This is a genomic window from Enterobacter chuandaensis, from assembly GCF_039718975.1.
Classification (GTDB): domain Bacteria; phylum Pseudomonadota; class Gammaproteobacteria; order Enterobacterales; family Enterobacteriaceae; genus Enterobacter; species Enterobacter chuandaensis.
The window spans coordinates 4,471,572-4,498,111 of record NZ_CP097173.1; the positions used below are offsets into that span (position 1 = coordinate 4,471,572).

Here is a 26,540-nt window from a genome sequence, read left to right on the forward strand (position 1 = left end):
TCCCTACTCAGACTTGCGACAGCGTTGTGCTGCCCTGTGGCTCGCGCTTGTGCACAAGCCCTGCGCTGTCGAACAGCCAGTACAGCAGTTTGGCCAGTAACAGGCAGATGCCAAAAACGACCATGAAGAACACTACGCGCGAAACGAATGAATCCAGCCCCTCGCGCGCCAGGACGATCATATTGAAAATGGCACCAAAGCAGAAACTGTGCAAAATGGCGGCTTTATAGCGGTTGGTCTCTTCGTTACCGCGCACGTAAAGCCAGTCAAACCACTTGATAATCAACCCTACGACACACGCGCCCGGCAGGATAAACCAGCCTCCACCCATCACCACCAGGGAGCCAATCAAGGTTGGCGAGATCGCCAGGCCCGAATGGTTGTTCAGCACTTCCCACGTAAAATAGTTCGCAGTGTTGACCACCACGCCAGGGCGGTCTGGCCAGAGCCAGCTCGGGATAAACACATAGAAGTCGCGAACAATCGGCGCCAGCCCCTGGAAATCAATCTTGTCGTAGTTTTGCAGCAGCAATGCCAGGTTTTCCCACGGCGAGAAGGTATCGCGCGTCAGGTAGAGGAACGTGTAAAACGCCTCGTCGCCCGCCACGTTCATCCCGTAGCGCTTCAGCGCCAGCCAGAACATCCCCACAATGCCAAACACGCCTGCCGCAACCAGCATCCACAGCGAGATCCAGCCGCGGATGATGCCGATGAACAGGAAGATAGCAAAAGCGATGATGATGTTGGCGCGCGTACCGCCCACGATCATGTAGGTCAGAATACCGAACGCAACGGTACTGACCAGGAAGAACAGCCACGCTTTGCTGTCCTGACGCAGGAAGAAGATCACCAGCATCGCCGGGATGAAGAAATAGAAGAATCGCTTAAGCGCCACGCCTGAGACTTCAGCCGAAAAAATCTGGCTGTAGGAGTGGAGCTTAAACAGCAGGAAGCCGTTATGCATGAAGAAGATGCCGACGCTGACCAGGGCGATGGTCATGAGCATCACCCACGTCAGGTGGGTCTCCACCCGATTCATGGTAAAGAGCGCCCGACGCGGGGCAGCAGCCTGCGCGGGCCGCAGACGCGTTTTATAGGTGACGTAGTAAACCGCATAGAAGCATGTCGCCGCCAGCAGGGCCTGGAGAAGAATTTCCGGCGGTGCGACGCTCACGTCAAAACGGAAGACCAGAATGCTGGTCAGCGGGAAGCCGAAAAAGAAGGTCAGCAGGAACAGTAACGAAAAGAACACGTTAAAATTGAAGCGCACCCGGCGAAATTCAAACCAGGTAAGCGTGGCGATAAACAGCGTGCTCAGAAGCCAGACAACCAGCAAGCCGCTAAACTGCAACTGACTCATGCGTTGTCTCCTGATGCGATACGCAGCGCGCGATGCCACGGCGTGAGGTAATTCGGACGGAAAAAGTCGATGCTATTTTTATCCACCAGCGTGAGCTGGCGCTGTGCTTCACGTACCACCTCAATGTTCAGCGTGTCTGAGGTAAACAGTACCGGAATATGCTGCTCGGCCATATCCTGCCAGAACGGGTTTTCACGGTTGAGCACGCACGGTATACCGGCCTGAATCAGCAAGCACAGCGTACCAATCCCCTGCTGGCGGGCAAAGATGAAATAGCCAAGATCGCATTTTCGCAGCAGCGCAAGGTAGTCATCAAACTCCAGCTTTTCGCTGAGAATGTGCAGATTTTCTTCGCTAAATAACACAAGCCCCTGCTGGCGAACCTCATCAATGTAGGCATCGTTGTTAGCCGGGTACCCCATCGGCACCACCACGTTCACCGTGTCGCCAAACTGCTGGTGTACCGCCCGGAGCGCGGCCACATGTTCGTTACTGCGGTCGCCGGAATTCCCCACCAGGATCGTCAGCTTGCCGTCGCGAACCGCGCTATTTGCCATGGTGTTCAGCGCCGGATCCATACGGGTTGGGAAATAGAGTAGCTCACCGCGCACGTTCGGGTGCTGCTTCGTAAAATAATTCAGATCGCCACGGGTGGCAAAAACGCAGCCCACCCTTCCCTGCGCCATACGGCGCAGCGGATAGAAAAGACGGAATTTCCAGCCGCGGGAGACTTCGTAGAGATCGGCTCCCCAGATATGCCAGCTGCACTGGGAGGGCTTAATCCCCCCGCTAAGCAGTGCCAGCCACAAGCCAGTATTAAACTGCCCGTGGAAAAAGAAACGTTGCTCACGATCCGCTTTAGCTTTGGCAATGACCGCCTTCGCCAGCGTGGCTTTATCCGGCCAGAAGGCGATTGTCAGCGCCGGAAACGCAGCGCTCAGGCCCTTATCCTGACCTGCAACCATAAACTCGCGTGCATCAGGATTGCCCGATGCCAGCTCGTCATTGAAGAACCGCAAAACGGTCTGGTTATGGTGTGGGATGTCCGATCCCAGGATGTGAATCAGTGCAGTCATGCGCGTTTACGCCACAATAAAAATACGCCGCAGCAGGCAGCGAAATAAACGATATAGGTTGCCATGTAGGCCTGAGCCGCCCCCAGCGCACCGTGCGCGGGTATCAGCCAGTGTGAAAATGCCGTCAGTAACGCAAACTGGCTAATTTCTGCCAGGATATACAGCCGCAAAGAGGCTTTCGCAATCACCAGATAGCCGAAAACGTAAGCACCCACTTTTAGCACATCACCCACCAACTGCCAGGCAAAGAGATCGCACATGGCAACAAACTTCGCCGAGAACAGCAGCCAGATGGCGACATCGCGCAATAACCAGACGGTCAAACTGGCCGCCGCCACTGCGGGTAATACAAAACGCAGGGAGCGGGAAATTTCGCGGGTAATATCCTGCCTGGACGTCAGCCGGGATAAGGTTGGCAGCAAATAAACGCTGAAGGAAGCCGTAATAAACTGGAGGTAAGCATCCGAAATACTGCTTACGCCCTGCCAGATCCCCACCTCATCCCAGCTGTAATGCGCCGCCAGCAGGTTTCGCATCATCACGTAGGCCACCGGCAGCGTGACGGAGGTGATGAGCGCCATCAGGGTAAATTTACCCAGCTGGCTGGCAAGCACCTTATCCCATTGCGGTTTCAGGTAGCTCAGAGGGATGACGCCCCGACGCATCAGCATGAACGCCGCAGGCACAACAACCAGCGCCGGGACCAGTGCCAGCCCCAGCAGTGCGCCCTCATAGCCGCCCAGGCGGTAGCAGAAGTAATAGGCAATCACGCCGATGACGCTGCCAAGGATTAAGGCAAGCGCGTTCCCGGCAGCATCGCGAAAACCCTTCATCAGCGCCAGCAGCAGATTGGCCCAGGCAATGCCCATCTGGACCAGCGCGACCAGACGCACCAGCCCCTGATAATGGGAATGCCCGAACAGCCCCTGGCTGATGGGGGCCGCCGCCAGCAGAAACACAATCGCCAGCAGGGTCGAAAAGCCCGTGACCATTGCCGACGCGGTGCCCACCACTCTGCGCAGCTGAGCCGCATCATCGTGATGCTGAGCCACGTATTTGGTCACGCCGTTGAAGATACCGGCACCGGCCAGAACGCCAAGGACGGTAACAAGCTGGCGAAAGTTGCCCGCCAGCCCGACGCCTGAAGGTCCGAATGAGACGGCCAGCAGCTTGACGACCAGCAGTCCGGCACCAATTTTTACAAGCGTGGACGCGGCGGTCCACACTGATGCTTTTGCCAGAGACATATCAGCCGAAATAGCTCAGAAGGGTATTGATCACCGTACGCTGGTTAACTGGCGCGAGGTTGTAGAACAGTGGTAAGCGAAGCAAACGCTCACTTTCTTTCGTGGTGTAACGGTCTTCACCCGCGAACGTGCCAAACGCTTCGCCCGCCGGGCTGGAGTGCAGCGGAATATAGTGGAAGACCGCCATAATTTCGGCTTCTTTCAGCCAGGCAATAAGCTGGCTGCGATCGTCGTTATCGCGCAGCTTGATGTAAAACATGTGGGCATTGTGGACGCAACCAGCCGGAATCGTTGGCAGCTCAATGCGTCCGGCTTTTGCCAGCGGCTCAAGCGCATCGTAATAGGTTTGCCACAGGGACAGGCGCTGGAGATTAATTCGCTCCGCTGCTTCCAGCTGTGCCCACAGGTATGCCGCCTGCAGATCCGCCATCAGGTAGCTTGAGCCGATATCGCGCCAGGTGTATTTATCCACCTGACCGCGGAAGAACTGACTGCGGTTAGTACCTTTTTCGCGGATCACTTCCGCACGCTCCACGAGCGCCCGGTCGTTGATCAGCGTCGCACCACCTTCGCCGCCCGCCGTGTAGTTTTTCGTTTCGTGGAAGCTAAAGCAGCCGATGTGGCCGATCGTGCCCAGCGCGCGTCCCTTGTAGGTGGACATCACGCCCTGCGCAGCATCTTCCACCACAAACAGGTTGTGCTTTTTGGCGATTGCCATGATGGTGTCCATTTCACAGGCCACGCCCGCGTAGTGAACCGGCACAATCGCGCGCGTTTTGTCGGTGATCGCCGCTTCAATCAGCGTCTCATCAATGTTCATGGTATCCGGGCGGATATCCACAAAGACGATTTTTGCCCCGCGCAGGACAAACGCGTTCGCGGTAGAGACGAAGGTATAGCTCGGCATGATTACTTCATCACCGGGCTGGATATCCAGCAACAGGGCCGCCATTTCCAGCGATGCCGTGCATGACGGGGTCAGCAGCACTTTGGCGCTGCGAAAACGCTGCTCCATCCACTGCTGACAGCGGCGGGTAAAACCGCCGTCACCGCAAAGTTTGCCGCTGCCCATGGCAGACTGCATATAGTCGAGTTCGGTTCCGACAACGGGTGGTGCATTAAATGGAATCATCTTGTCACCTGTATAACCAGTAGGCGGTGGCGTCGATGTTGGCACCACTCGCAATATAACGTTTAAGCGCGGCGGTGTTGCCCACCTGGGTCGCCACACGCAGCGTCTCAACCTGCTGCTGCTGCGCCCAGTGCAGCGCCGCCTGCATGAGTTTCTCACCCATGCCGCGCCCGGCTAATAAGCCAATACGCGCCTCGCGCTCGTTGAGCTTGCGCAGGGAGACAAATCCCTGGATCTGACCGTTCGCGGCACGAAAAATCAGACAGACGTGGTCAAAAGTGCCTTTAACCGCATTCTCTATCCACTGGGCATAGAAACGTCCGCTATCGTCAGGCGCATACCAGGGCGTGCGAAAGCGGCTCTGCGCAAACGCCCGGGCCGCCATCTGACGCAGCACAGGAATATCCTGTTCCGTTGCAATTTCCGCGCCGGACGCATCGTGCCGGGTGATGGTGATGGAAAGGTCTACCTCACCTTCGACCAGCTGAAAACCCTGCTGCTGGAGCGCATCAAGCAGGTCAGCACGCTCCGCCGGGATCTTAGCCTGCACGCGCTGCCAGGCGCTGAGATCAGCTTCCTGCAGGGCAGGCGCATTCTCGCGCCAGCGGACTATCGCCGAAGGGCGGGCAAAAAATGTGCTTTCCCACTCAAGGGACTCAAGCACGCCGTGGAGTTCACTCAACGCCAGACACCTTTTGTATCAACCACATACTGCTGACGCACGGTATCACCGGACGTCGCTTTAAACTCTTTATGATCCACCAGCAGTACCAGCACGTCCGCTGTCGCCAGCGCGTCATCCAGCGCCGTCAGCGTACAGTGCCCCGCCAGTTTTGCCGGTATTTCATGGATATTCGGCTCAACCACCAGCGTTTCGCCCTTGTGCCATTCAGCAATCATTTCAGCAATTTCCATCGCCGGGCTTTCGCGCAGATCGTCAATGTTGGGTTTAAATGCCAGACCAAAGCAGGCAATTTTCAGCTCGCTGGCGCGCTTGCCGCTCTCTGCCAGACAATCCGCTACCGTCGCTTTAACCTGATTGAGCACCCAGTGAGGCTTGCTGTCGTTCACTTCACGTGCGGTGCGAATCAGACGCGCCTGCGCCGGGTTCTGCGCCACGATAAACCACGGGTCGACGGCAATACAGTGGCCGCCCACGCCCGGGCCTGGCTGGAGAATGTTGACGCGCGGATGGCGATTCGCCAGGCGGATTAACTCCCAGACGTTAATGCCCTGGTCGGCACAGATCAGCGACAGTTCGTTAGCAAAGGCGATGTTAACGTCACGGAAGCTGTTTTCCGTCAGCTTGCACATCTCGGCGGTGCGTGAGTTGGTCACCACGCATTCGCCTTCCAGGAAAATCTTGTACAGCGCGCTGGCGCGTTCAGAACAGACCGGCGTCATGCCGCCAATCACTCGGTCGTTTTTAATCAGTTCGACCATCACCTGCCCCGGCAGCACGCGCTCCGGGCAGTAGGCGATGTTGATATCCGCCTGCTCGCCGGCCTGCTGTGGGAAGCGTAAATCAGGACGCGCGTCGGCAAGCCACTGCGCCATCTGCTCGGTAGCGCCGACGGGAGAAGTCGACTCCAGAATCACCAGCGCCCCTTTCTTCAGCACAGGAGCTATGGATTTTGCCGCCGCCTCGACGTAGACCATATCGGGCTCGTGGTCGCCTTTAAAGGGCGTTGGAACGGCAATCAGATACGCATCCGCTTCCACCGGCGTCGTGCTGGCGCGCAGGAAGCCGCCATCAACCGCCTCTTTCACCACGCGGTCAAGATCGGGCTCCACAATATGAATTTCGCCACGATTAATGGTTTCTACCGCCCGTGCGTTGATATCCACACCGACAACCTGTTTTTGACGAGAGGCAAACGCAGCCGCAGTAGGCAGGCCAATGTAGCCAAGACCAATGACAGAGATGGTAGTAAAACTCATAGCGATACCCGATTGTGTTTAAGTGCATGCAAAATACGGCCACAAGCCTGCCCGTCGCCATAAGGATTGTGGGCCCGGCTCATCGCCTGATACGCTTCATCGTCTTGCAAAAGGCGCGTGACCTCTTCGACGATGAGCTGCGCGTTGGTGCCGACCAGACGCACCGTCCCCGCTTTAACCGCTTCCGGGCGTTCAGTGGTTTCGCGCATCACCAGCACCGGCTTGCCGAGCGAGGGTGCTTCTTCCTGAATACCGCCGGAATCGGTGAGGATCAGCCAGGCGTGGTTCATCAACCAGACAAACGGCATGTAGTCCTGCGGTTCGATCAGCAGAACGTTTTCGACGTGGCCCAGAATACGGTTGACCGGCTCGCTGACGTTAGGATTAAGGTGTACCGGGTAGACAATTTGCACATCGTCGTTTTGCGCGGCGATTTCAGCCAGCGCGTGGCAGATTTGCTCAAAGCCCCGACCAAAGCTTTCGCGACGGTGGCCAGTCACCAGAATGGTTTTTTTGCCGTTATTGAGGAACGGATAGCGGGCGGCAAGTTGTTCCTGCAGATCGCTGTTTTCCAGTACGCGATCGCGTACCCAAATTAACGCGTCAATGACCGTATTGCCGGTCACAAAGATTTTGTTATCGGCGATATTTTCGCGCAGCAGGTTCTGACGAGAGTTTTCCGTTGGCGCAAAGTGGTACATCGCCAGATGGCCCGTTAACGTGCGGTTGGCCTCTTCCGGCCACGGAGAATAAAGATTGCCGGTGCGCAGACCCGCCTCAACATGGCCGACGGGAATACGCTGGTAAAACGCGGCCAGGCTTGTTGCCATCGTTGTCGTGGTATCACCATGTACCAGGACAACGTCAGGCTTGAATGATTCCAGGATCGGCTTGAGATCCTGCAGTATGCGACTGGTTATTTCCGTCAATCCCTGTCCCGGCTTCATAATATTGAGATCGTAATCCGGGACGATGGAAAAGAGGGTTAAGACCTGATCGAGCATCTCACGGTGCTGAGCCGTAACGCAGACCTTCGCTTCAATATCAGGATCGCTGGCCAGCGCATGAACCAGAGGCGCCATCTTAATGGCCTCCGGCCTGGTGCCAAATACGGTAAGTACTTTCACATCGATTCTCTTCGATTAGACAATGAAGGCCGCAGCCTTCATTGTAAACGGCGTTCTTAGTTTGTACGACGACGCGTTAACGCCACGCCAGCACCAACGAGTGCGCCCACAATCCCCCACATGATCATCAGGAATGCGCGGCGCGGACTGTCGCGTTTTACAGGTTCTTCAGGTGTTCTCAAATAACGATAGGTCTGAAAACGCGGGTCCAGGGATGGGCCGACATTAAGCGTATTAAGCATCGCGCGGTTTTGATCGTAGTCGAGGTCAAAATCAGGCCCAACGGCCTGCAGGTTTTCCAGACGCGCCTGCAGCATAGGGCGACCAAGAAGGAACATTTCCGAATCAGGCAGTTCGTCAGCCGGGACATCCGTCTCGGTACGGGAAATATTGTGCTGTTCCGCAATTTTCAGCGCCTGCTGGATGTTATGGACGCGGCGCGCAAAAATGGCGTTTGCCACCTCTTCCTGACGTTTGACCTGCGCCTTCATCTGGATAGTGCGGGCTGCCCAGGCACCTTTAAGCTCTTCATTCAGATGGCTTGCGGCACGCTGGCTGGCAAACGCAACGTACTGGCGCAACAGGTTGTTGGCGTCCGGCGCGGTTTCCGCAATCAGCTTGACGCTGTCATTGACGTTACGCAGCGCATCGCCCGGCATGAACTGAATGTTGTTAATCAGATCGTCCAGCAGCGCAGCATCGGCTTTGGTGTTATCAACCCGACGCTGTTTGTAGTAATCCGTCTGGGACCAGAAATCGCGGCGTGTATCCCACGAGGCCAGCTGCATCACAAACTCTTTGTAGGCCTCATCCATAACGGAAGCCTGGTCCGGGGTGGCAAGGTTGGCTTTAATATCCAGGTTTCGCAGGAATTGCTGCTGGGAGTAGTACCCTCCGAGCATATTAACCGTTGGTCTGTCCGTAATTGCCGTGGCGCTCCACTCTTGTTTTGCAAAGAACGTGTAGGCCAGCGCCAGCAGTGCAAACCCCAGCGCGATCCCCGCTATCCAAAGTTTGCCTGCCCATAACACGCGAAACAAACCCCGAATGTCCAGTTCATTCTCTATTACCACTGATTTCGCTCCCGCCAACGGTTGAGTCATCATAGTCCCGGTTTTATTTAGTTAATGTTGTGTTTTTGCCACTGTTACGTCGCATCCTGCGCTTAATACGTTTTATGAATCGCGCCACTTTCCATGCGCGCTTAATGCAGTAGCCGTAGAGAGAAAATGCTAGCAAGAACAATACCAACATGGCCCACTCAGGCACAAAGTGCGTATATTCCGCCGTCACGCCAATACCCGCTAGAATAGCAGCCGCCAGCGTAATAAGCACAAATGCCTGCCGGGAAGTGAATCCGGCTCGCATGATCAAATGATGAATATGCTGACGGTCAGCAGAGAATGGACTCATCCCTTTACGCAGGCGGCGATACATAATCGCAACCATATCCATTAAGGGGATGGCGATAATCCATAATGCCGTTACCGGACTGATGGGATGTACATCGCCCTGAGTGGTTTCCAGCAGGATCCAAATGATAGTAAAGCCGATAAGCGTGCTACCCGCATCGCCCATGAAGACTTTATAGCGTCGGCCCAATGCGCCGAGATTTAACAGGATATAAGGCAGGATGGCCGCAATCATGGCGAAACACCACATGGCGAGGCTATATTGCCCATCGAACCATAAAATAAAACCAATGGCGGCAAATGAGACGCAGGATAGGCCTCCCAGCAAACCATCAATACCGTCAACCATGTTGAAGGCGTTAATCGCCACCCACACGGCAAACAGCGTCAGAAAATAGCCGAACGGGCCGAGCTCCATCTCCCAGGAACCAAAAATGTAGCCCAGGCTACTCAAATGCAGTTTTGCAAACACCATCATTGCAATAGCGACAGCGGCCTGAACAAAGGCGCGAATTTTGACGCTAATGTCGTATCTATCGTCAAGCGCGCCGATCACGACAAGAACCGCGGCGCAAGAGAGATACAGCCTGGCATGCGGAATATAGTAATCCGCGATAGCAAACGTGAAGCAGATGCCTGCGAAAACAGAGATCCCCCCAACCAAAGGGATCATGCCTTGATGACGCTTACGGAAATTAGGTTTATCCACTAAGCCCAGATATTTCGCCACCTTACGTGCCAGAAACAAAAAGCAGGTGGTAAATAAGAAAATACTGGTTAGTTCAGTAAACGTATCAAGTAGGTTCACAATGGATGTTCTCAACAAATGTTAGTCAAGGAAGTATAACCATCAAGGCGCTGAGCCTGAAGTTATAAAGCAAACCTCTTACAGTTCCATTTGTTTATTATTCAAGCTATTAATGTTTTTACTGTGCGAATTATCTTATTGTCGCACTGACCGGTCAAAATTGGGAGTAGGCGGTACTAGCGTATAGCCCATAAAAGAAAAACGCCACGTAAAAACGTGGCGTTCGCTGGCTTTATTTGCGTTACGAGCGCTTCATCATGTCGAAGAAGTCGTCGTTGGTTTTGGTCATCGCCAGTTTGTTAATGAGGAACTCCATCGCGTCAATTTCACCCATTGGATGGATGATTTTGCGCAGGATCCACATTTTCTGCAGCTCTTCCTGTGTGGTAAGCAGCTCTTCTTTACGGGTACCGGAACGGTTGTAATCGATAGCCGGGAAGACGCGTTTTTCTGCGATCTTACGAGAGAGGTGCAGTTCCATGTTACCTGTACCTTTAAATTCTTCGTAAATCACTTCGTCCATTTTAGAACCAGTATCGATCAGCGCCGTTGCGATGATGGTCAGGCTACCGCCCTCTTCCACGTTACGTGCAGCACCGAAGAAGCGTTTTGGACGGTGCAGGGCGTTAGCATCCACACCACCGGTCAGCACTTTACCGGACGCCGGCACCACGGTGTTGTAGGCACGCGCCAGACGGGTGATGGAGTCGAGCAGGATGATCACGTCTTTCTTGTGCTCAACCAGGCGTTTCGCCTTCTCGATAACCATTTCCGCAACCTGAACGTGGCGAGATGCTGGCTCGTCGAAGGTTGAAGCAACCACTTCACCTTTAACCAGACGCTGCATCTCGGTGACTTCTTCCGGACGTTCGTCAATCAGCAGCACCATCAGCACGCAGTCTGGGTGGTTGTAGGCGATGCTCTGCGCAATGTTCTGCAGCAGCATGGTTTTACCCGCTTTCGGCGGTGCCACAATCAGACCACGCTGGCCGCGACCGATTGGCGATGCCAGATCCAGAACACGTGCGGTTAAGTCTTCAGTAGAACCGTTACCACGCTCCATGCGCAGGCGGGAGTTCGCGTGCAGCGGCGTTAAGTTCTCGAAGAGGATCTTGTTACGCGAGTTTTCTGGCTTGTCGAAGTTAACTTCATTGACTTTCAACAGCGCAAAGTAGCGTTCACCCTCTTTAGGAGGACGAATCTTACCTGAAATGGTGTCACCAGTGCGGAGGTTGAAACGGCGGATTTGGCTAGGGGATACGTAGATGTCGTCAGGGCCGGCGAGGTAGGAGCTGTCTGCAGAGCGGAGGAAACCAAATCCGTCTTGCAATATCTCCAGCACACCGTCGCCAAAGATATCTTCGCCACTCTTAGCGTGCTGCTTCAGGATGGCGAAAATGATGTCCTGCTTGCGCATACGAGCCTGGTTTTCCAGCCCCATATTTTCGCCGAGAGTGATCAGCTCAGAAACCGGCGTATTCTTTAATTCGGTAAGATTCATAATGGTGTGGGTTCTTAAACTCGGGGTGATTCTCGAACTTAATGTTGTGAATGGTATGGCAGGGTCATCCATGCCTGTTTAGCGGCCATCACCTCATGTCTGTTCGCTGTCTGGTCACAGGGAAAGAACGCAGAACTGAAACGACAAGACGGATTGAGTGACAAGCCCGGAATTTAGCCACTTCACGCATTGTTCATGTCAACAACGGGAAGTATCGGGTAAAACAAGATTCAAACAACAGATATGTTTAAAACGAAGTCATAGCTAACTTAGCACGACTTCAGCCGGACGTCCAGAGTTCCACATCATTTAGCCGGGGGCTCTGGACGCACAGCGGAGAAACCTTACGCCAGGTTAGCGTCCAGGAACTCTTTCAGCTGACCTTTGGACAGCGCGCCCACTTTGGTCGCAGCCACTTCGCCGTTTTTGAACAGCAGAAGGGTTGGGATGCCACGGATACCGTATTTTGGCGCGGTGCCCGGGTTCTGGTCGATGTTCAGCTTGGCAACCGTCAGTTTGCCCTGATATTCGTCAGCGATCTCATCCAGAATCGGGGCGATCATTTTGCAAGGACCACACCATTCAGCCCAGAAATCGACGAGGATCAGCCCGTCAGCCTTAAGTACGTCCGTGTCAAAACTGTCGTCAGTCAGGTGAATAATTTTATCGCTCATATATAACTCCACAGGAATAAGCCTGGTACGTTGGTTTTGTCTTCACCAACGACGTGTTGATGTCGCATTAACCAACTAAAGGTTGACTTTATTTCACCGGATACGCTTTCGTAAAGCAATAGTAAGCTGATATTCTACCACACTATGAGCAAAACACATTTAACAGAACAGAAGTTTTCCGACTTCGCCCTGCACCCAAAAGTCATCGAAGCCCTTGAAACAAAAGGGTTTCATAACTGCACGCCAATTCAGGCTCTCGCCCTGCCGCTGACGCTGGCCGGTCGCGATGTTGCAGGGCAGGCGCAAACCGGTACCGGCAAAACGATGGCGTTTTTAACGTCAACGTTTCATTATTTACTTTCTCACCCAGCGATTGTCGACCGCAAAGTTAACCAGCCGCGCGCGCTAATTATGGCCCCTACGCGAGAACTGGCGGTACAGATCCACGCAGACGCTGAACCCCTGGCACAGGCTACCGGTCTGAAGCTTGGCCTGGCCTATGGCGGTGACGGCTACGATAAACAGCTGAAAGTGCTGGAAAGCGGCGTGGATATCCTGATCGGTACCACCGGCCGTCTTATCGACTACGCCAAACAGAATCACATTAACCTCGGCGCCATCCAGGTTGTCGTGCTTGATGAAGCTGACCGTATGTACGATCTGGGCTTCATTAAAGATATCCGCTGGCTGTTCCGCCGCATGCCGCCGGCTAATCAGCGCCTGAACATGCTGTTCTCTGCCACCCTTTCCTATCGCGTACGCGAGCTGGCGTTCGAGCAGATGAACAATGCGGAATATGTGGAAGTGGAGCCTGAGCAGAAAACGGGCCACCGCATTAAAGAAGAGCTCTTCTATCCTTCCAATGAAGAGAAAATGCGTCTGCTGCAAACACTGATCGAAGAAGAGTGGCCGGATCGCGCCATTATCTTCGCGAACACCAAACACCGCTGTGAAGACATCTGGGGCCATCTGGCTGCAGACGGCCACCGTGTTGGCCTGTTGACCGGCGACGTGGCGCAGAAAAAACGCCTGCGTATTCTTGAAGAATTTACCCGTGGCGATCTCGATATTCTGGTCGCAACCGACGTTGCTGCTCGTGGTCTGCACATTCCAGCCGTAACGCACGTCTTTAACTACGATCTGCCAGACGACTGTGAAGACTACGTACACCGTATCGGTCGTACCGGTCGTGCGGGCGCAAGCGGTCACTCTATTAGCCTTGCGTGTGAAGAGTATGCGCTGAATCTTCCAGCCATTGAGACCTACATCGGTCACTCTATTCCGCAGAGCAAATACAATCCGGAAGCGCTGTTAAGCGAACTGCCGCCGCCTAAGCGTCTTACCCGCCCACGCTCCGGCAATGGTCCGCGTCGTTCAGGCGGCGCACCGCGTAATCGTCGTCGTTCAGGTTAATACATTATGCTCAGCTCCACCTCGCTCTATGCGGCAATTGATCTCGGTTCGAATAGTTTTCATATGCTGGTTGTGCGTGAGGTGGCGGGAAGCATACAAACGCTGACGCGCATTAAACGCAAGGTCCGCCTCGCGGCGGGCCTGAGCAGCGATAACTACCTCTCACCTGAAGCCATGGAACGTGGTTGGCAGTGCCTGCGTCTCTTTGCTGAGCGTCTGCAGGATATCCCGCATGCCCAAATCACCGTCGTCGCCACAGCGACGCTCCGACTGGCGGTTAACGCCGTAGATTTTATTGCCAAAGCGCAGGAAATTCTGGGGTGCCCGGTCCAGGTCATCAGCGGTGAAGAAGAAGCCCGCCTGATCTATCAGGGGGTTGCCCACACGACGGGCGGAGACGATCGCCGTCTGGTAGTGGATATCGGCGGTGCCAGTACCGAACTGGTCACCGGCACCGGCGCGCAGGCGACGTCGCTGTTCAGCCTGTCGATGGGCTGCGTGACCTGGCTTGAACGTTACTTTGCCGACCGGAATCTGTGTAAAGAGAACTTCGACGAGGCAGAAAATGCCGCGCGCGCAGTATTACGCCCGGTGATGGACGAACTGCGCTATCACGGCTGGAAAGTCTGCGTGGGTGCCTCGGGTACCGTGCAGGCTCTGCAGGAAATCATGATGGCGCAGGGCATGGACGAGCGGATCACGCTTGCCAAACTTCAGCAGCTTAAACAGCGAGCCATTCAGTGCGGACGCCTGGAAGAGCTGGAAATTGAAGGCCTGACGCTGGAACGCGCGCTGGTCTTCCCAAGCGGGCTGGCCATTCTGATCGCCATATTCACCGAATTGAATATCCAGTGTATGACTCTGGCTGGCGGTGCGCTGCGCGAAGGTCTGGTCTACGGAATGCTGCATCTGTCGGTGGATCAGGACATCCGCAACCGTACGCTGCGCAACGTCCAGCGTCGTTTTCTGGTTGATATCGATCAGGCTGGACGCGTCTCGCAGCTGGCATCACGCTTTGCCGACCAGGTTGCTAACGCCTGGGATCTCGATCATCTGAGCCGCGATTTATTGCTGAGCGCCTGCGCGCTGCATGAGGTGGGGCTCAGTATTGATTTTAAACAGGCGCCGGCTCACGCAGCGTATCTTGTGCGTAACCTGGATTTGCCGGGCTACACGCCCGCACAGAAAAAGCTGCTGGCAACGCTGCTGCTGAACCAGACCAACGCCGTTGATCTCTCCTCTTTGCATCAGCAGAATGCCGTACCGCCGCGCGTGGCCGAGCATCTGTGCCGCCTGCTGCGTCTGGCGATTCTGTTTGCCAGCCGCCGCCGCGATGATTTGCTTCCAGCTATTAATCTGGTAGCCGATGATGAGAAGCTGGCGCTGACGCTGCCGGAAAACTGGATTGATAATCACCCGTTAGGGGCAGAGATGATCGAGCAGGAGTGCCAGTGGCAGAGCTATGTGCACTGGGTGCTTGAGGTGAAGTAATACGCTGAACATTGCCGGGTGGCGGCTTCGCCTTACCCGGCCTACCCATCATTATCCCTTCTCTTTGGCTTTTGCCAGCATGGCGCGAATGTTCGCCACGTTAGCCTGCCCTTTGTGCATCCGCTCTTCTGCGGTAATCACTTTACGCTCCTGTTCCCAGATAAGATCGTCCTGCGGCAGTTCCAGCAGGAAACGGCTGGGTTCCGGGCGAACCAGTTCACCGTACTGACGGCGCTCTTTACACAGCGTGAACGTGAGTTCCTTCTGCGCGCGGGTGATCCCCACGTAGGCCAGACGACGCTCCTCGTCGACGTTATCTTCATCAATGCTGCTCTGGTGTGGCAATAACCCCTCTTCCATACCGACCAGATACACATACGGGAACTCCAGACCTTTTGACGCATGCAGCGTCATTAGCTGAACCTGGTCGGCCTCTTCTTCGCTTTCACCGCGCTCCATCATGTCGCGCAGGGTAAAGCGGGTGACCACCTGCGTCAGGGTCATCGGCTCGTCAATCTCAGAGCCCTCCAGCATTTCAGTCATCCAGCTGAAAAGCTGGTTTACGTTTTTCATCCGCATTTCAGCCGCTTTCGGGCTGGCGGAGGTTTCGTACAGCCAGGATTCATAGTCGATGCCGTGGATCAGATCGCGCACGGCAGCCACCGGCTCGCGCTCTGCCAGCCGCTGAACTTCGCCCAGCCAGTGGGTGAAGCGGGTTAAGTTGTCATATCCGCGTCCCGTCAGCGTCTGGCTCAACCCCATATCAAAGCTGGCGGTAAACAGGCTCTTATTGCGGGTCATCGCCCATTCGCCCAGCTTTTGCAGCGTCGCCGGGCCAATTTCGCGTTTCGGCGTATTCACAATACGCAGAAACGCGCTGTCGTCATCCGGGTTCGTAAGCACGCGCAGATAGGCCAGCAGATCTTTGATTTCTGGTCGTGAGAAGAACGACGTACCGCCCGAGATTTTGTATGGAATGCGGTTCTGCATCAGCATCTTTTCAAAGACGCGCGACTGATGATTGCCGCGATAGAGGATCGCGTAATCCTTATATTCGGTTTTATTGACGAAGTGGTGGGCGATCAGTTCGCCCGTCACGCGCTCCGCCTCATGCTCTTCATTATTGGCGCTGAGCACCTTCAGCTCCGTACCGTAGCCCAGTTCGGAGAAGAGACGCTTTTCAAAAACGTGCGGGTTATTGGCAATCAGGATATTTGCCGCCTTCAGGATGCGCCCGGAGGAGCGGTAGTTCTGCTCCAGCTTAATCACCTGCAACGCAGGAAAATCTTTGCTCAGCAGCACCAGGTTTTGCGGGCGTGCGCCGCGCCAGGAGTAAATCGACTGGTCGTCGTCGCCGACCACGGTGAAGCGCGCGCGCTGCCCCACCAGCAGCTTCACCAGCTCGTACTGGCTGGTGTTGGTATCCTGATATTCATCCACCAGCAGATAGCGGATTTTGTTCTGCCAGCGCTCGCGCACCTCTTCATTTCGCTGTAAAAGCAGTGTCGGCAAGAGGATCAGATCGTCGAAGTCCAGCACGTTGCACGCTTTCATGTGCGCGTCGTAAAGACCATAGCAGTGGGCGAAGATCCGATCCCGTTCACCTTTAGCGATCGCCGCGGCCTGGGCCGGGGTCATCAGATCGTTTTTCCAGTTCGAGATCGTCGAGATCAGCTGCTGCAACAGCACCTTATCATCCTCGATCAGCCCCTCGGTGAGCTCTTTGAGCAACGCCACCTGGTCGGTGTCATCGAACAGCGAAAAGTTGGATTTCATCCCCAGCGCGGCATATTCACGTTTAATGATATCCAGCCCCAGCGTGTGGAAGGTGGAGATCATCAGCCCGCGCGCCTCTTTGCGCCCCAGCGTCTGGCCGACGCGCTCTTTCATCTCGCGCGCCGCTTTATTGGTAAAGGTGACCGCCGCAATATGTCGGGCCTGATAGCCGCAGCCGCGGATCAGGTGCGCAATCTTATTGGTGATGACGCGCGTTTTACCGGATCCTGCGCCCGCCAGCACCAGACACGGTCCGGTGACAAATTCGACGGCTTGTTGTTGTCCGGGGTTTAAACGCATAAATGATCGCTCAATGAAAGTCAGGAGGGGAGAATAACAGCGTGGTAGTATAGCGAGCCTAATCCATACCACTCAAGGCACGATCATGGCAAAAACAGCAGCAGCACTGCATATCCTTGTAAAAGAAGAGAAACTGGCTCTGGATCTTCTGGAGCAGATTAAAAACGGTGCCGACTTCGGCAAGCTGGCGAAGAAGCACTCCATCTGCCCATCAGGCAAGCGCGGCGGCGATTTAGGCGAATTCCGTCAGGGCCAGATGGTTCCGGCGTTCGATAAAGTGGTCTTCTCCTGCCCGGTGCTGGAGCCAACCGGCCCGCTGCATACCCAGTTCGGTTATCACATTATCAAAGTGCTGTATCGCAAATAAACAAGCCGGGTGGCGGCTGCGCCTTACCCGGCCTACATCTTACGTTTTTGTAGGTCGGGTAAGCGAAGCGCCACCCGACAAGGATGTTAACCTGCTACCGCGATACGCTTCATATCGGTCATGTAGCCACGCAGTTTGTGGCCCACTTTCTCGATCTGGTGGCTGCGAATCGCTTCGTTCACATCGCGCAGCTGCGCGTTGTCTACTGCACCTTCCGCAATCGCTTTTCCCAGATCGCCCGTCTGCAGGGTGGTCATGAACTCTTTCAGCAGCGGTACGCAGGCGTAAGAGAACAGGTAGTTACCGTATTCTGCGGTATCCGAGATAACCACGTTCATTTCGTACAGACGCTTACGGGCGATGGTATTCGCGATCAGCGGCAGCTCGTGCAGAGATTCGTAGTATGCAGACTCTTCGATGATGCCGGAATCCACCATGGTTTCGAAAGCCAGCTCAACGCCCGCTTTCACCATCGCGATCATCAGTACGCCTTTATCGAAGTACTCCTGCTCGCCGATTTTACCTTCATACTGTGGCGCGGTTTCGAACGCGGTTTTACCGGTCTCTTCACGCCAGGTCAGCAGTTTTTTGTCGTCGTTTGCCCAGTCCGCCATCATGCCGGAAGAGAACTCGCCGGAGATGATGTCATCCATGTGTTTCTGGAACAGCGGCGCCATGATGGTTTTCAGCTGTTCAGACAGCGCGTAAGCACGCAGTTTTGCCGGGTTGGACAGGCGGTCCATCATCAGCGTAATCCCGCCCTGCTTCAGCGCTTCGGTGATGGTTTCCCAGCCGAACTGAATCAGTTTTTCTGCGTATGCCGGGTCAGTACCTTCTTCCACCAGCTTGTCGAAGCAGAGCAGAGAACCCGCCTGCAGCATGCCGCACAGAATGGTCTGCTCGCCCATCAGGTCAGATTTCACTTCAGCCACGAAGGACGATTCCAGCACGCCCGCGCGGTGGCCGCCGGTGGCCGCTGCCCAGGCTTTGGCAATCGCCATGCCTTCACCTTTCGGATCGTTTTCCGGGTGAACTGCGATAAGCGTCGGCACGCCGAAACCACGCTTGTACTCTTCGCGTACTTCCGTACCCGGGCACTTCGGCGCCACCATCACTACGGTGATGTCTTTACGGATCTGCTCGCCCACCTCAACGATGTTGAAGCCGTGGGAGTAACCCAGCGCGGCACCGTCTTTCATCAGCGGCTGTACGGAGCGCACTACGTCGGAGTGCTGCTTGTCTGGCGTCAGGTTAACCACCAGATCCGCCTGCGGGATCAGCTCTTCGTAGGTACCCACTTTGAAGCCGTTTTCGGTCGCTTTACGCCAGGAAGCGCGCTTCTCGGCAATCGCTTCTTTACGCAGGGCGTAGGAGATATCCAGACCGGAGTCACGCATGTTCAGGCCCTGGTTCAGGCCCTGTGCGCCACAGCCGACGATGACCACTTTTTTACCCTGAAGGTAGCTCGCGCCATCAGCAAATTCATCGCGCGCCATGAAGCGGCATTTGCCCAGCTGCGCCAGCTGCTGGCGCAAGTTCAGTGTATTAAAGTAGTTAGCCATGGGTGATACCTCGTGATGTTGTGTGTCTTATTGTTCGGTTCGCGTTTCAGCGAGAATGTACCCACATTACAACAGGAAATTTATTGCGGAAATTGATATATTCACAACGTCACATTGCAATTTTTGCAATGTAAAAAGAGGGAGTGGAATCGGTGGATTTACGCGATCTAAAAATGTTCCTGCACCTGGCGGAAAGCCGCCACTTTGGCCGTAGCGCCCGGGCGATGCACGTTAGCCCCTCCACGCTTTCGCGCCAGATCCAGCGCCTTGAGGAAGACCTCGGCCAGCCGCTGTTCGTGCGCGATAACCGCACCGTCACCCTCACGGAAGCAGGAGAAGAGCTGCGCGTCTTTGCCCAGCAGACGCTGTTGCAGTACCAACAGCTGCGGCACGCCATTGACCAGCAGGGACCGTCGCTTTCCGGCGAGCTGCATATTTTCTGCTCCGTGACCGCCGCCTACAGCCATCTGCCGCCGATCCTTGACCGCTTCCGCGCGGCGCATCCGTCGGTTGAAATTAAGCTCACCACCGGCGACGCCGCCGACGCAATGGAAAAAGTGGTGACCGGCGAAGCAGATCTCGCCATCGCCGGGAAACCCGAAACCCTGCCGGGCGCGGTGGCGTTCTCGATGCTGGAGAATCTGGCTGTGGTGCTGATCGCCCCGGCACTGCCCTGCCCGGTGCGTAACCAGGTGTCGGTGGAAAAACCGGACTGGTCAACGGTGCCGTTTATCATGGCCGATCAGGGGCCGGTGCGTCGCCGTATTGAGCTGTGGTTCCGCCGTCAGAAAATCAGCAATCCGTCGATTTACGCCACCGTCAGCGGTCATGAGGCGATGGTGTCGATGGTGGCGCTAGGCTGCGGCGTGGCGCTGCTGCCGGAAGTGGTGCTGGAAAACAGCCCGGAACCGGTGCGCAATCGCGTGATGATTCTGGAGCGCAGCGACGAGAAAACCCCGTTTGAGCTTGGCGTGTGCGCACAAAAAAAGCGGCTACATGAGCCGCTTATTGATGCGTTCTGGAGCATATTGCCGAATCACTAACCCGCCAGAAAGAACCTGAACGCCGGGTTATGGGTCTCGTCGTGACATTCATAGCCCAGCTCGTTCAGCCGCGTTTCGAAATCCGGCTCGTGCTCGCCCAGTTCGAACGCCGCCAGCACGCGCCCGTAGTCGGTGCCGTGGCTGCGGTAGTGGAACAGGGAGATGTTCCAGTGCGTGCCCAGCGTGTGCAGGAACTTGAGCAGCGCGCCCGGTGATTCCGGGAACTCGAAGCTGAACAGACGTTCCTGGAGCGGCTTCGAGGGACGCCCGCCAACCATGTAACGCACGTGCAGCTTCGCCATCTCATCGTCAGAAAGATCGACCACGCTGTAGCCGCCGTTATGCAGCAGGTTGAGGATCTCTTTGCGCTCCTCCACTCCCCGGCTCAGACGCACGCCGACAAAGATGCAGGCATCTTTGGCATCGGCAAAACGGTAATTGAACTCCGTTACCGAACGACCGCCCAGCAGCTGGCAGAACTTAAGGAAGCTGCCCTTCTCTTCCGGGATGGTCACCGCCAGCAGCGCTTCACGCTGTTCGCCCAGCTCGCAGCGCTCAGAAACGTAGCGCAGGCCGTGGAAATTCACGTTGGCACCGGAAAGCACGTGCGCCAGACGCTCGCCGCGAATGTTGTGTTGTGCGATGTATTTTTTCATCCCCGCCAGCGCCAGCGCGCCGGACGGTTCCGCCACCGCACGCACGTCCTCGAACAGATCTTTCATCGCCGCGCAGATCGCATCGCTGTCTACGGTGACGATATCGTCGAGATATTCCTGGCACAGGCGGAAGGTTTCGTCGCCAATGCGCTTCACCGCCACACCCTCGGCAAACAGCCCGACGCGCGGCAGATCGACCGGATGCCCGGCATCCAGCGCCGCCTTCAGGCAGGCAGAGTCTTCCGCTTCAACGGCAATGACTTTGATCTGCGGCATCAGCTGTTTGATCAGCACCGCCACGCCCGCGGCTAACCCGCCGCCTCCAACCGGGACGAAGACGCGGTCGAGATGCGCATCCTGCTGCAGCAGTTCAAGCGCCAGCGTGCCCTGCCCGGCAATCACCATCGGGTGGTCAAACGGCGGCACCCAGGTGAAGCCCTGCTGCTGCGCCAGCTCGATCGCTTTGGCTTTCGCTTCGTCAAAATTGGCCCCGTGGAGCAGCACTTCCCCGCCGAAACCGCGTACCGCATCGACTTTGATGTCTGCGGTGGCGACCGGCATCACGATCAGCGCTTTTAGCCCCAGACGGGCAGATGAGAACGCCACGCCCTGGGCGTGGTTGCCCGCAGACGCGGTAATCACCCCGCGCGCTTTTTGCTCGTCGGTCAGCCCAGCCATCATCGCGTAGGCGCCGCGCAGCTTAAAGCTGTGCACCGGCTGACGGTCTTCGCGCTTCACCAGAATGACGTTGTCGAGGCGCGAAGAGAGTTTTTCCATCTTCTGCAGGGGCGTGACCTGCACGGCTTCATAGACCGGCGCGCGCAGCACCGCTCTCAGATATTCCGCCCCCTCGGGGGCGGCGGATAAGGGTTGTGACTCGGCCATCATTAGCCCCCAAGCTTAGATTTATCGCGCACCGCGCCTTTATCTGCACTGGTGGCAAGGCTCGCGTAGGCGCGCAGAGCGAAGGAGACTTCGCGCTGACGGTCTTTCGGCGTCCAGGCTTTGTCGCCGCGGGCTTCCTGCGCTTCACGACGGGCCGCAATTTCCTGGTCGCTCAGCTTGAGCTGAATGCCGCGATTCGGAATGTCGATTTCGATCAGGTCACCGTCTTCGATGATGGCGATGTTGCCGCCGCTTGCCGCTTCCGGGGAAACGTGGCCGATAGAGAGGCCGGAGGTGCCGCCGGAGAAACGTCCGTCGGTGATCAACGCGCAGGCTTTACCGAGGCCCATGGATTTCAGGAAGGTGGTTGGGTAGAGCATCTCCTGCATGCCCGGGCCGCCTTTCGGCCCTTCGTAGCGAATGACAACCACGTCGCCTTCCACCACTTTGCCGCCAAGGATAGCGTCTACCGCTTCATCCTGGCTTTCGTACACTTTCGCCGGACCGGTGAATTTCAGGATGCTGTCGTCCACGCCTGCGGTTTTCACGATGCAGCCGTTTTCCGCAAAGTTACCGTACAGCACGGCCAGACCGCCGTCTTTGCTGTAGGCGTGTTCCAGCGAGCGGATGCAGCCTTCGGCGCGGTCATCGTCCAGGGTATCCCAGCGACAGTCCTGCGAGAACGCCTGGGTAGTACGAATACCCGCTGGACCCGCGCGGAACATCTTTTTCACCGCGTCGTCTTTGGTCAGCATGACGTCGTACTGATCCAGCGACTCCGGCAGCGTCAGGCCGAGCACGTTTTTCACGTCACGGTTCAGCAGCCCGGCGCGATCCAGCTCACCCAGAATACCGATGACGCCACCGGCACGGTGCACGTCTTCCATGTGGTACTTCTGGGTACTCGGTGCGACCTTACACAACTGCGGCACCTTGCGGGAGAGCTTGTCGATGTCGCTCATGGTGAAGTCAATTTCGGCTTCCTGCGCGGCAGCCAGCAGGTGCAGAACGGTATTGGTGGAACCGCCCATGGCGATATCCAGCGTCATGGCGTTTTCAAATGCGGCTTTGCTGGCGATGCTGCGCGGCAGCGCGCTGGCGTCGTCCTGCTCGTAGTAGCGTTTGGTCAGCTCAACGATGCGTTTACCGGCATTCAGGAACAGCTGCTTACGGTCGGCGTGGGTTGCCAGCAGCGAACCGTTACCCGGCTGAGAGAGGCCCAGCGCTTCGGTCAGGCAGTTCATGGAGTTGGCGGTGAACATCCCGGAACAAGAGCCGCAGGTCGGACACGCGGAGCGTTCCACCTGTTCGCTCTGCTCGTCTGACACTTTCGGGTCCGCGCCCTGGATCATCGCATCGACAAGGTCGAGCTTAATGATTTTGTCGGAGAGCTTGGTTTTCCCCGCTTCCATCGGGCCACCGGAGACGAAGATCACCGGAATATTCAGGCGCAGGGAGGCCATCAGCATCCCCGGGGTGATTTTGTCGCAGTTGGAGATACAGACCATCGCATCGGCGCAGTGGGCGTTAACCATATACTCTACCGAGTCGGCGATCAGCTCGCGCGACGGCAGTGAATAGAGCATGCCCCCGTGGCCCATTGCGATACCGTCATCCACTGCAATAGTGTTGAACTCTTTCGCCACACCGCCGGAGGCTTCGATTTGCTCGGCAACCAGTTTACCGAGGTCGCGCAGGTGCACGTGGCCCGGTACGAACTGGGTGAAGGAGTTCACCACGGCGATAATCGGCTTGCCGAAATCGGCGTCGGTCATTCCGGTGGCGCGCCACAGCGCGCGGGCTCCCGCCATGTTGCGGCCGTGGGTGGTGGTGGCTGAACGATACTTAGGCATGCTTTATTTACTCCCGTCTGACTATTTAATGGGACGGTGCGTGCCGTCCCAAATTTATACTTAGTGATTAACCTGATCCAACCAGCCGTATTTATCTTCCGTTTCACCGGTGAAGAGGCCGAAGAACGCCTGCTGGATGCGTTTGGTGACCGGACCGCAGCGGCCTTCGCCCACCTGGATACCGTCTACGCTGCGCACCGGCGTAATTTCAGCCGCCGTGCCGGACATAAATACTTCATCGGCCAGATACAGAGATTCGCGGGACAGAACCTGCTCGCGCACTTCGATACCCAGATCTTTCGCCAGCTTGATGATGGCGTCACGGGTGATGCCCGGCAGCGCGGACGAGGTGAACGGCGGCGTGAACAGGATGCCGTCTTTCACTTCAAACAGGTTTTCACCCGCACCTTCAGAGATGTAGCCGTTCACGTCGAGCGCGATACCTTCCTGATAGCCGTGGCGGCGCGCTTCGCTACCGACCAGCAGTGAGGAGAGGTAGTTTCCGCCCGCTTTCGCGGCGGTCGGGATGGTGTTTGGCGCTACGCGGTTCCAGGAAGAGACCATTGCGTCGATCCCCTGCTCCAGGGCTTCTGCTCCCAGATAAGCACCCCATGGAAACGCAGCAATGATCACATCGGTGTTGTAACCGGCTGGCGGGTTCACCCCCATGCCGACGTCGCCCACGAAGACCAGCGGACGAATATAGGCGCTGGTCAGGTTGTTCTTACGGATTACGTCGCGGCAGGCTTCCATCAGTTCATCAACGCTTTGAGAAACCGGGAAACGATAAATTTTGGCTGAGTCATGCAGACGCTGCATGTGTTCGCGATGGCGGAACACCACTGGTCCTTTGTGAGAGTCGTAGCAACGGATGCCTTCAAACACGGAGGTACCGTAGTGCAGCGCGTGGGACATCACGTGGACTTTCGCGTCCTCCCAGCGAACCATCTCCCCATTGAACCAAATGTAATCAGCTTTTTTTGTCGTCATTTTTTCGTCCTGTCACGCTCAAGCGCGGATTTGTTGTGATGTGGTTGTGCTCTGGCAGATGGCAACATGGGCAACGTCTACCAGCTTTGATAACTGACTAAACAGTAAGTCGACCGGCCGCGGGCTGGCAACGGTTAATTCGATACTGATGTTCTGCGCGTCGGTGGCCGTTTCCATATTCATTGAGCAAATCTGAAAACCACGGTGGCGGACCACACGCAATACGCGTTCTAACGTTTCCGGGTTGAAGCGAGCCTGCACGGCGACCTGATGTTGCATCATGATAATTTCTCCAGCATTTGTGAGTTACTGGCACCGGGCGGTACCAACGGCCAGACGTTCTCAAGCTCGTCGATTGAGACATGAAGCAGGTATGGCCCTTCGCTTGACAGCATGGTGTCGAGTGCCGCTTCAACCTGGTCTTTACGGGTGATGTGCTGACCAGGAATGCCGAAGGCGCTGGCCAGGGTAAGGAAATCGGGGTTATCGGTGAGCGTCGTTTCGCTGTAGCGCTCCTGGAAGAACAGCTGTTGCCACTGGCGAACCATCCCTAAACGCTGGTTATCGAGCAACACGATCTTCAGCGGTAACTGTTTGCGCTTCACGGTGCCGAGCTCCTGGACGTTCATCATGAAGGAGCCGTCACCGGAGATACAGATAACGGTATCGTTCGGACGGGCAACCTGCGCGCCAACGGCTGCCGGCAGACCGAAGCCCATCGTCCCTAACCCGCTGGAGGTGATGAAGTTTTCCGGGCGGGTGTAGGTCATATGCTGGGCGGACCACATCTGGTGCTGGCCCACATCCGTCGTCACCACGCTGTCAGCAGGTTTACGGTCGGACAACTGCTTCAACAGCAGCGGCGCGTAGATGGCCTCGCCGGGGTGGTCGTAACGCCAGGCGTGCTCGGCGCGCATGTCTGCGGTGTGCTGACGCCATGGGTTGATATCCAGCGGCTGCTGCAATGCCGGTAACAGCGCGTTGAGATCACCCTGCAGCGCAACGTGCGCCTGACGCAGCTTGTTCATCTCCGCCGGGTCGATATCCATATGGATGACTTTGGCGTTCGGCGCAAAGGTATTCAGCTTGCCGGTAACGCGGTCGTCAAAACGAGCCCCCACGGCGATGAGCAGATCGCACTCCTGTACCGCCAGGTTTGCCGCTTTGGTACCGTGCATCCCCAGCATGCCAAGGTAATACGGGTAGTCCGCGTCGACTGCGCCCAGACCTTTCAGCGTACAGGTGGCGGGCATCTGCGTAGTCGCGATAAATTCCCGCAAGGCAGGAACAGCCTGCGCCATGCCTACGCCACCGCCGACGTACAGCATCGGCTGTTTCGCCTGCGCCAGCATCTGGCGGGCTTCTTCAACGTCTGCATGCGGGAACGCATTGTTGCTTTCAACGGTGGAGAAGTGCGGCTCCAGATCGCCGAGTGCAACCTGGATATCTTTCGGGATATCCACCAGAACCGGGCCAGGGCGACCAGAGCTTGCCACTTCAAACGCTTCTGCCACTACGCGTGGCAGTTCTTCGAGAGACTGGACGAGAAAGCTGTGTTTGGTGCAGGCCAGCGATAAACCGAGGACGTCGACTTCCTGGAAAGCATCGGTACCGATGAACGGAGAGGCTACCTGACCGGTGATCGCCACGACGGGAACGGAATCGAGCAGCGCGTCAGCCAGGCCGGTGATCAGGTTCGTTGCGCCCGGACCTGAAGTCGCCATGCAGACGCCGGTTTTACCGGTCGCGCGGGCATAGCCGATAGCGGCCATCGCTGCGCCCTGCTCGTGCCGGCACAAGAGGTGTTCCACGCCGCCGTCATACAGTGCATCGTAAATCGGCATAATTGCGCCACCCGGATAACCGAACACGGTTTCGACTCCCTGCGCGCGCAACGCATGTACAACCCATTGTGCCCCATTCATA

The 26,540-nt window shown here is 56.4% G+C and carries 22 protein-coding genes; 4 read left to right on the forward strand and 18 right to left on the reverse strand.

Going from position 1 to position 26,540, the window contains the following annotated elements; all coding sequences use genetic code 11:
- Positions 1 to 7 precede the first annotated feature (7 nt).
- The 11 genes from wzyE to trxA form a co-directional block, all read right to left on the reverse strand.
- Positions 8 to 1,360 carry an ECA oligosaccharide polymerase gene (wzyE, locus tag MX657_RS21495; protein ID WP_119917175.1) on the reverse strand — a complete coding sequence of 451 codons (1,353 nt, stop codon included), beginning with the start codon at positions 1,358 to 1,360 and terminating at the stop codon, positions 8 to 10.
- Entirely contained in the window at positions 1,357 to 2,436 is a 1,080-nt protein-coding gene (locus MX657_RS21500) for a TDP-N-acetylfucosamine:lipid II N-acetylfucosaminyltransferase (protein WP_346806753.1), read from the reverse strand. Before MX657_RS21500 ends, wzyE begins: the two co-directional genes overlap by 4 nt.
- Positions 2,433 to 3,683, reverse strand: a complete 1,251-nt coding sequence (gene wzxE, locus MX657_RS21505) for a lipid III flippase WzxE (RefSeq protein ID WP_346806755.1) — start codon at positions 3,681 to 3,683, stop codon at positions 2,433 to 2,435. The genes MX657_RS21500 and wzxE overlap by 4 nt, the downstream gene beginning before the upstream one ends.
- Before the next feature lies 1 nt (position 3,684).
- Positions 3,685 to 4,815 (reverse strand): dTDP-4-amino-4,6-dideoxygalactose transaminase, encoded by a 1,131-nt coding sequence (gene rffA, locus MX657_RS21510; RefSeq protein ID WP_080330363.1) that lies wholly within the window; start codon positions 4,813 to 4,815, stop codon positions 3,685 to 3,687.
- A 4-nt stretch (positions 4,816 to 4,819) separates the two neighbouring features.
- Entirely contained in the window at positions 4,820 to 5,497 is a 678-nt protein-coding gene (gene rffC, locus MX657_RS21515; RefSeq protein WP_346806757.1) for a dTDP-4-amino-4,6-dideoxy-D-galactose acyltransferase, read from the reverse strand.
- Positions 5,494 to 6,756 carry a UDP-N-acetyl-D-mannosamine dehydrogenase gene (wecC, locus tag MX657_RS21520; protein ID WP_346806759.1) on the reverse strand — a complete coding sequence of 421 codons (1,263 nt, stop codon included), beginning with the start codon at positions 6,754 to 6,756 and terminating at the stop codon, positions 5,494 to 5,496. The genes rffC and wecC overlap by 4 nt, the downstream gene beginning before the upstream one ends.
- Entirely contained in the window at positions 6,753 to 7,883 is a 1,131-nt protein-coding gene (gene wecB / locus MX657_RS21525) for a non-hydrolyzing UDP-N-acetylglucosamine 2-epimerase (RefSeq protein ID WP_080330360.1), read from the reverse strand. Before wecB ends, wecC begins: the two co-directional genes overlap by 4 nt.
- A 56-nt stretch (positions 7,884 to 7,939) precedes the next feature.
- Complete coding sequence (wzzE, locus tag MX657_RS21530; protein WP_080330359.1) at positions 7,940 to 8,986, reverse strand: ECA polysaccharide chain length modulation protein; 1,047 nt, start codon at positions 8,984 to 8,986, stop codon at positions 7,940 to 7,942.
- 13 nt (positions 8,987 to 8,999) lie between these two features.
- On the reverse strand, positions 9,000 to 10,103 hold the full coding sequence (gene wecA, locus MX657_RS21535) for a UDP-N-acetylglucosamine--undecaprenyl-phosphate N-acetylglucosaminephosphotransferase (protein WP_080330358.1): 1,104 nt from the start codon (positions 10,101 to 10,103) through the stop codon (positions 9,000 to 9,002).
- A 241-nt stretch (positions 10,104 to 10,344) separates the two neighbouring features.
- On the reverse strand, positions 10,345 to 11,604 hold the full coding sequence (gene rho / locus MX657_RS21540) for a transcription termination factor Rho (protein ID WP_008501566.1): 1,260 nt from the start codon (positions 11,602 to 11,604) through the stop codon (positions 10,345 to 10,347).
- Positions 11,605 to 11,948: 344 nt separating this feature from the next.
- The gene (gene trxA, locus MX657_RS21545; protein WP_006179218.1) at positions 11,949 to 12,278 is read right to left on the reverse strand and encodes a thioredoxin TrxA; all 330 of its coding nucleotides are present in this window, start codon (positions 12,276 to 12,278) and stop codon (positions 11,949 to 11,951) included.
- Between the two features lie 144 nt (positions 12,279 to 12,422).
- Here trxA and rhlB point away from each other — a divergent pair, with 144 nt between their 5' ends.
- Together rhlB and gppA are read left to right on the forward strand one after the other, a co-directional pair.
- Positions 12,423 to 13,691, forward strand: coding sequence for an ATP-dependent RNA helicase RhlB (rhlB, locus tag MX657_RS21550; protein ID WP_346806760.1), 1,269 nt, complete (start codon positions 12,423 to 12,425; stop codon positions 13,689 to 13,691).
- A 6-nt stretch (positions 13,692 to 13,697) separates the two neighbouring features.
- On the forward strand, positions 13,698 to 15,182 hold the full coding sequence (gppA, locus tag MX657_RS21555; RefSeq protein WP_119917183.1) for a guanosine-5'-triphosphate,3'-diphosphate diphosphatase: 1,485 nt from the start codon (positions 13,698 to 13,700) through the stop codon (positions 15,180 to 15,182).
- 51 nt (positions 15,183 to 15,233) lie between these two features.
- Here the strand turns inward: gppA and rep are convergent, their stop codons facing one another.
- Positions 15,234 to 17,258, reverse strand: coding sequence for a DNA helicase Rep (gene rep, locus MX657_RS21560; RefSeq protein ID WP_028014817.1), 2,025 nt, complete (start codon positions 17,256 to 17,258; stop codon positions 15,234 to 15,236).
- Between the two features lie 85 nt (positions 17,259 to 17,343).
- On the opposite strand from rep, the gene ppiC reads away from it, so the two are divergent.
- Positions 17,344 to 17,625, forward strand: a complete 282-nt coding sequence (gene ppiC, locus MX657_RS21565; RefSeq protein WP_004886861.1) for a peptidylprolyl isomerase PpiC — start codon at positions 17,344 to 17,346, stop codon at positions 17,623 to 17,625.
- 86 nt (positions 17,626 to 17,711) lie between these two features.
- Here the strand turns inward: ppiC and ilvC are convergent, their stop codons facing one another.
- On the reverse strand, positions 17,712 to 19,187 hold the full coding sequence (ilvC, locus tag MX657_RS21570; protein WP_021242831.1) for a ketol-acid reductoisomerase: 1,476 nt from the start codon (positions 19,185 to 19,187) through the stop codon (positions 17,712 to 17,714).
- A gap of 152 nt (positions 19,188 to 19,339) precedes the next feature.
- Here ilvC and ilvY point away from each other — a divergent pair, with 152 nt between their 5' ends.
- Positions 19,340 to 20,230: an HTH-type transcriptional activator IlvY gene (gene ilvY / locus MX657_RS21575; protein WP_080330355.1), complete on the forward strand. Its 891-nt coding sequence runs from the start codon at positions 19,340 to 19,342 to the stop codon at positions 20,228 to 20,230.
- Here ilvY and ilvA read toward each other — a convergent pair.
- Genes ilvA through ilvG form a run of 5 tightly spaced genes read right to left on the reverse strand, consistent with a single transcriptional unit; the run spans position 20,227 to position 26,539 of the window.
- A complete protein-coding gene (ilvA, locus tag MX657_RS21580) occupies positions 20,227 to 21,771 on the reverse strand; it encodes a threonine ammonia-lyase, biosynthetic (RefSeq protein WP_119917187.1) in 1,545 nt (514 codons plus the stop codon). The genes ilvY and ilvA overlap by 4 nt on opposite strands.
- Before the next feature lie 2 nt (positions 21,772 to 21,773).
- Positions 21,774 to 23,624 (reverse strand): dihydroxy-acid dehydratase, encoded by a 1,851-nt coding sequence (gene ilvD / locus MX657_RS21585; protein ID WP_080330353.1) that lies wholly within the window; start codon positions 23,622 to 23,624, stop codon positions 21,774 to 21,776.
- Positions 23,625 to 23,684: 60 nt separating this feature from the next.
- A complete protein-coding gene (ilvE, locus tag MX657_RS21590) occupies positions 23,685 to 24,614 on the reverse strand; it encodes a branched-chain-amino-acid transaminase (protein WP_023326297.1) in 930 nt (309 codons plus the stop codon).
- Between the two features lie 18 nt (positions 24,615 to 24,632).
- Positions 24,633 to 24,896 carry an acetolactate synthase 2 small subunit gene (ilvM, locus tag MX657_RS21595; protein ID WP_003860184.1) on the reverse strand — a complete coding sequence of 88 codons (264 nt, stop codon included), beginning with the start codon at positions 24,894 to 24,896 and terminating at the stop codon, positions 24,633 to 24,635.
- Positions 24,893 to 26,539 (reverse strand): acetolactate synthase 2 catalytic subunit, encoded by a 1,647-nt coding sequence (ilvG, locus tag MX657_RS21600; protein ID WP_119917184.1) that lies wholly within the window; start codon positions 26,537 to 26,539, stop codon positions 24,893 to 24,895. Before ilvG ends, ilvM begins: the two co-directional genes overlap by 4 nt.
- Position 26,540: the final 1 nt, after the last annotated feature.

What these genes read in the sequence shown, in the direction of transcription:
- wzyE (WP_119917175.1), bottom strand. Translation starts at nt 1,360, where the DNA reads ATGAGTCAGTTGCAGTTTAGCGGCTTGCTGGTTGTCTGGCTTCTGAGC.
- MX657_RS21500 (WP_346806753.1), bottom strand. Translation starts at nt 2,436, where the DNA reads ATGACTGCACTGATTCACATCCTGGGATCGGACATCCCACACCATAAC.
- wzxE (WP_346806755.1), bottom strand. Translation starts at nt 3,683, where the DNA reads ATGTCTCTGGCAAAAGCATCAGTGTGGACCGCCGCGTCCACGCTTGTA.
- rffA (WP_080330363.1), bottom strand. Translation starts at nt 4,815, where the DNA reads ATGATTCCATTTAATGCACCACCCGTTGTCGGAACCGAACTCGACTAT.
- wecC (WP_346806759.1), bottom strand. Translation starts at nt 6,756, where the DNA reads ATGAGTTTTACTACCATCTCTGTCATTGGTCTTGGCTACATTGGCCTG.
- wzzE (WP_080330359.1), bottom strand. Translation starts at nt 8,986, where the DNA reads ATGACTCAACCGTTGGCGGGAGCGAAATCAGTGGTAATAGAGAATGAA.
- rho (WP_008501566.1), bottom strand. Translation starts at nt 11,604, where the DNA reads ATGAATCTTACCGAATTAAAGAATACGCCGGTTTCTGAGCTGATCACT.
- trxA (WP_006179218.1), bottom strand. Translation starts at nt 12,278, where the DNA reads ATGAGCGATAAAATTATTCACCTGACTGACGACAGTTTTGACACGGAC.
- rhlB (WP_346806760.1), top strand. Translation starts at nt 12,423, where the DNA reads ATGAGCAAAACACATTTAACAGAACAGAAGTTTTCCGACTTCGCCCTG.
- gppA (WP_119917183.1), top strand. Translation starts at nt 13,698, where the DNA reads ATGCTCAGCTCCACCTCGCTCTATGCGGCAATTGATCTCGGTTCGAAT.
- rep (WP_028014817.1), bottom strand. Translation starts at nt 17,258, where the DNA reads ATGCGTTTAAACCCCGGACAACAACAAGCCGTCGAATTTGTCACCGGA.
- ppiC (WP_004886861.1), top strand. Translation starts at nt 17,344, where the DNA reads ATGGCAAAAACAGCAGCAGCACTGCATATCCTTGTAAAAGAAGAGAAA.
- ilvC (WP_021242831.1), bottom strand. Translation starts at nt 19,187, where the DNA reads ATGGCTAACTACTTTAATACACTGAACTTGCGCCAGCAGCTGGCGCAG.
- ilvA (WP_119917187.1), bottom strand. Translation starts at nt 21,771, where the DNA reads ATGGCCGAGTCACAACCCTTATCCGCCGCCCCCGAGGGGGCGGAATAT.
- ilvD (WP_080330353.1), bottom strand. Translation starts at nt 23,624, where the DNA reads ATGCCTAAGTATCGTTCAGCCACCACCACCCACGGCCGCAACATGGCG.
- ilvE (WP_023326297.1), bottom strand. Translation starts at nt 24,614, where the DNA reads ATGACGACAAAAAAAGCTGATTACATTTGGTTCAATGGGGAGATGGTT.
- ilvM (WP_003860184.1), bottom strand. Translation starts at nt 24,896, where the DNA reads ATGATGCAACATCAGGTCGCCGTGCAGGCTCGCTTCAACCCGGAAACG.
- ilvG (WP_119917184.1), bottom strand. Translation starts at nt 26,539, where the DNA reads ATGAATGGGGCACAATGGGTTGTACATGCGTTGCGCGCGCAGGGAGTC.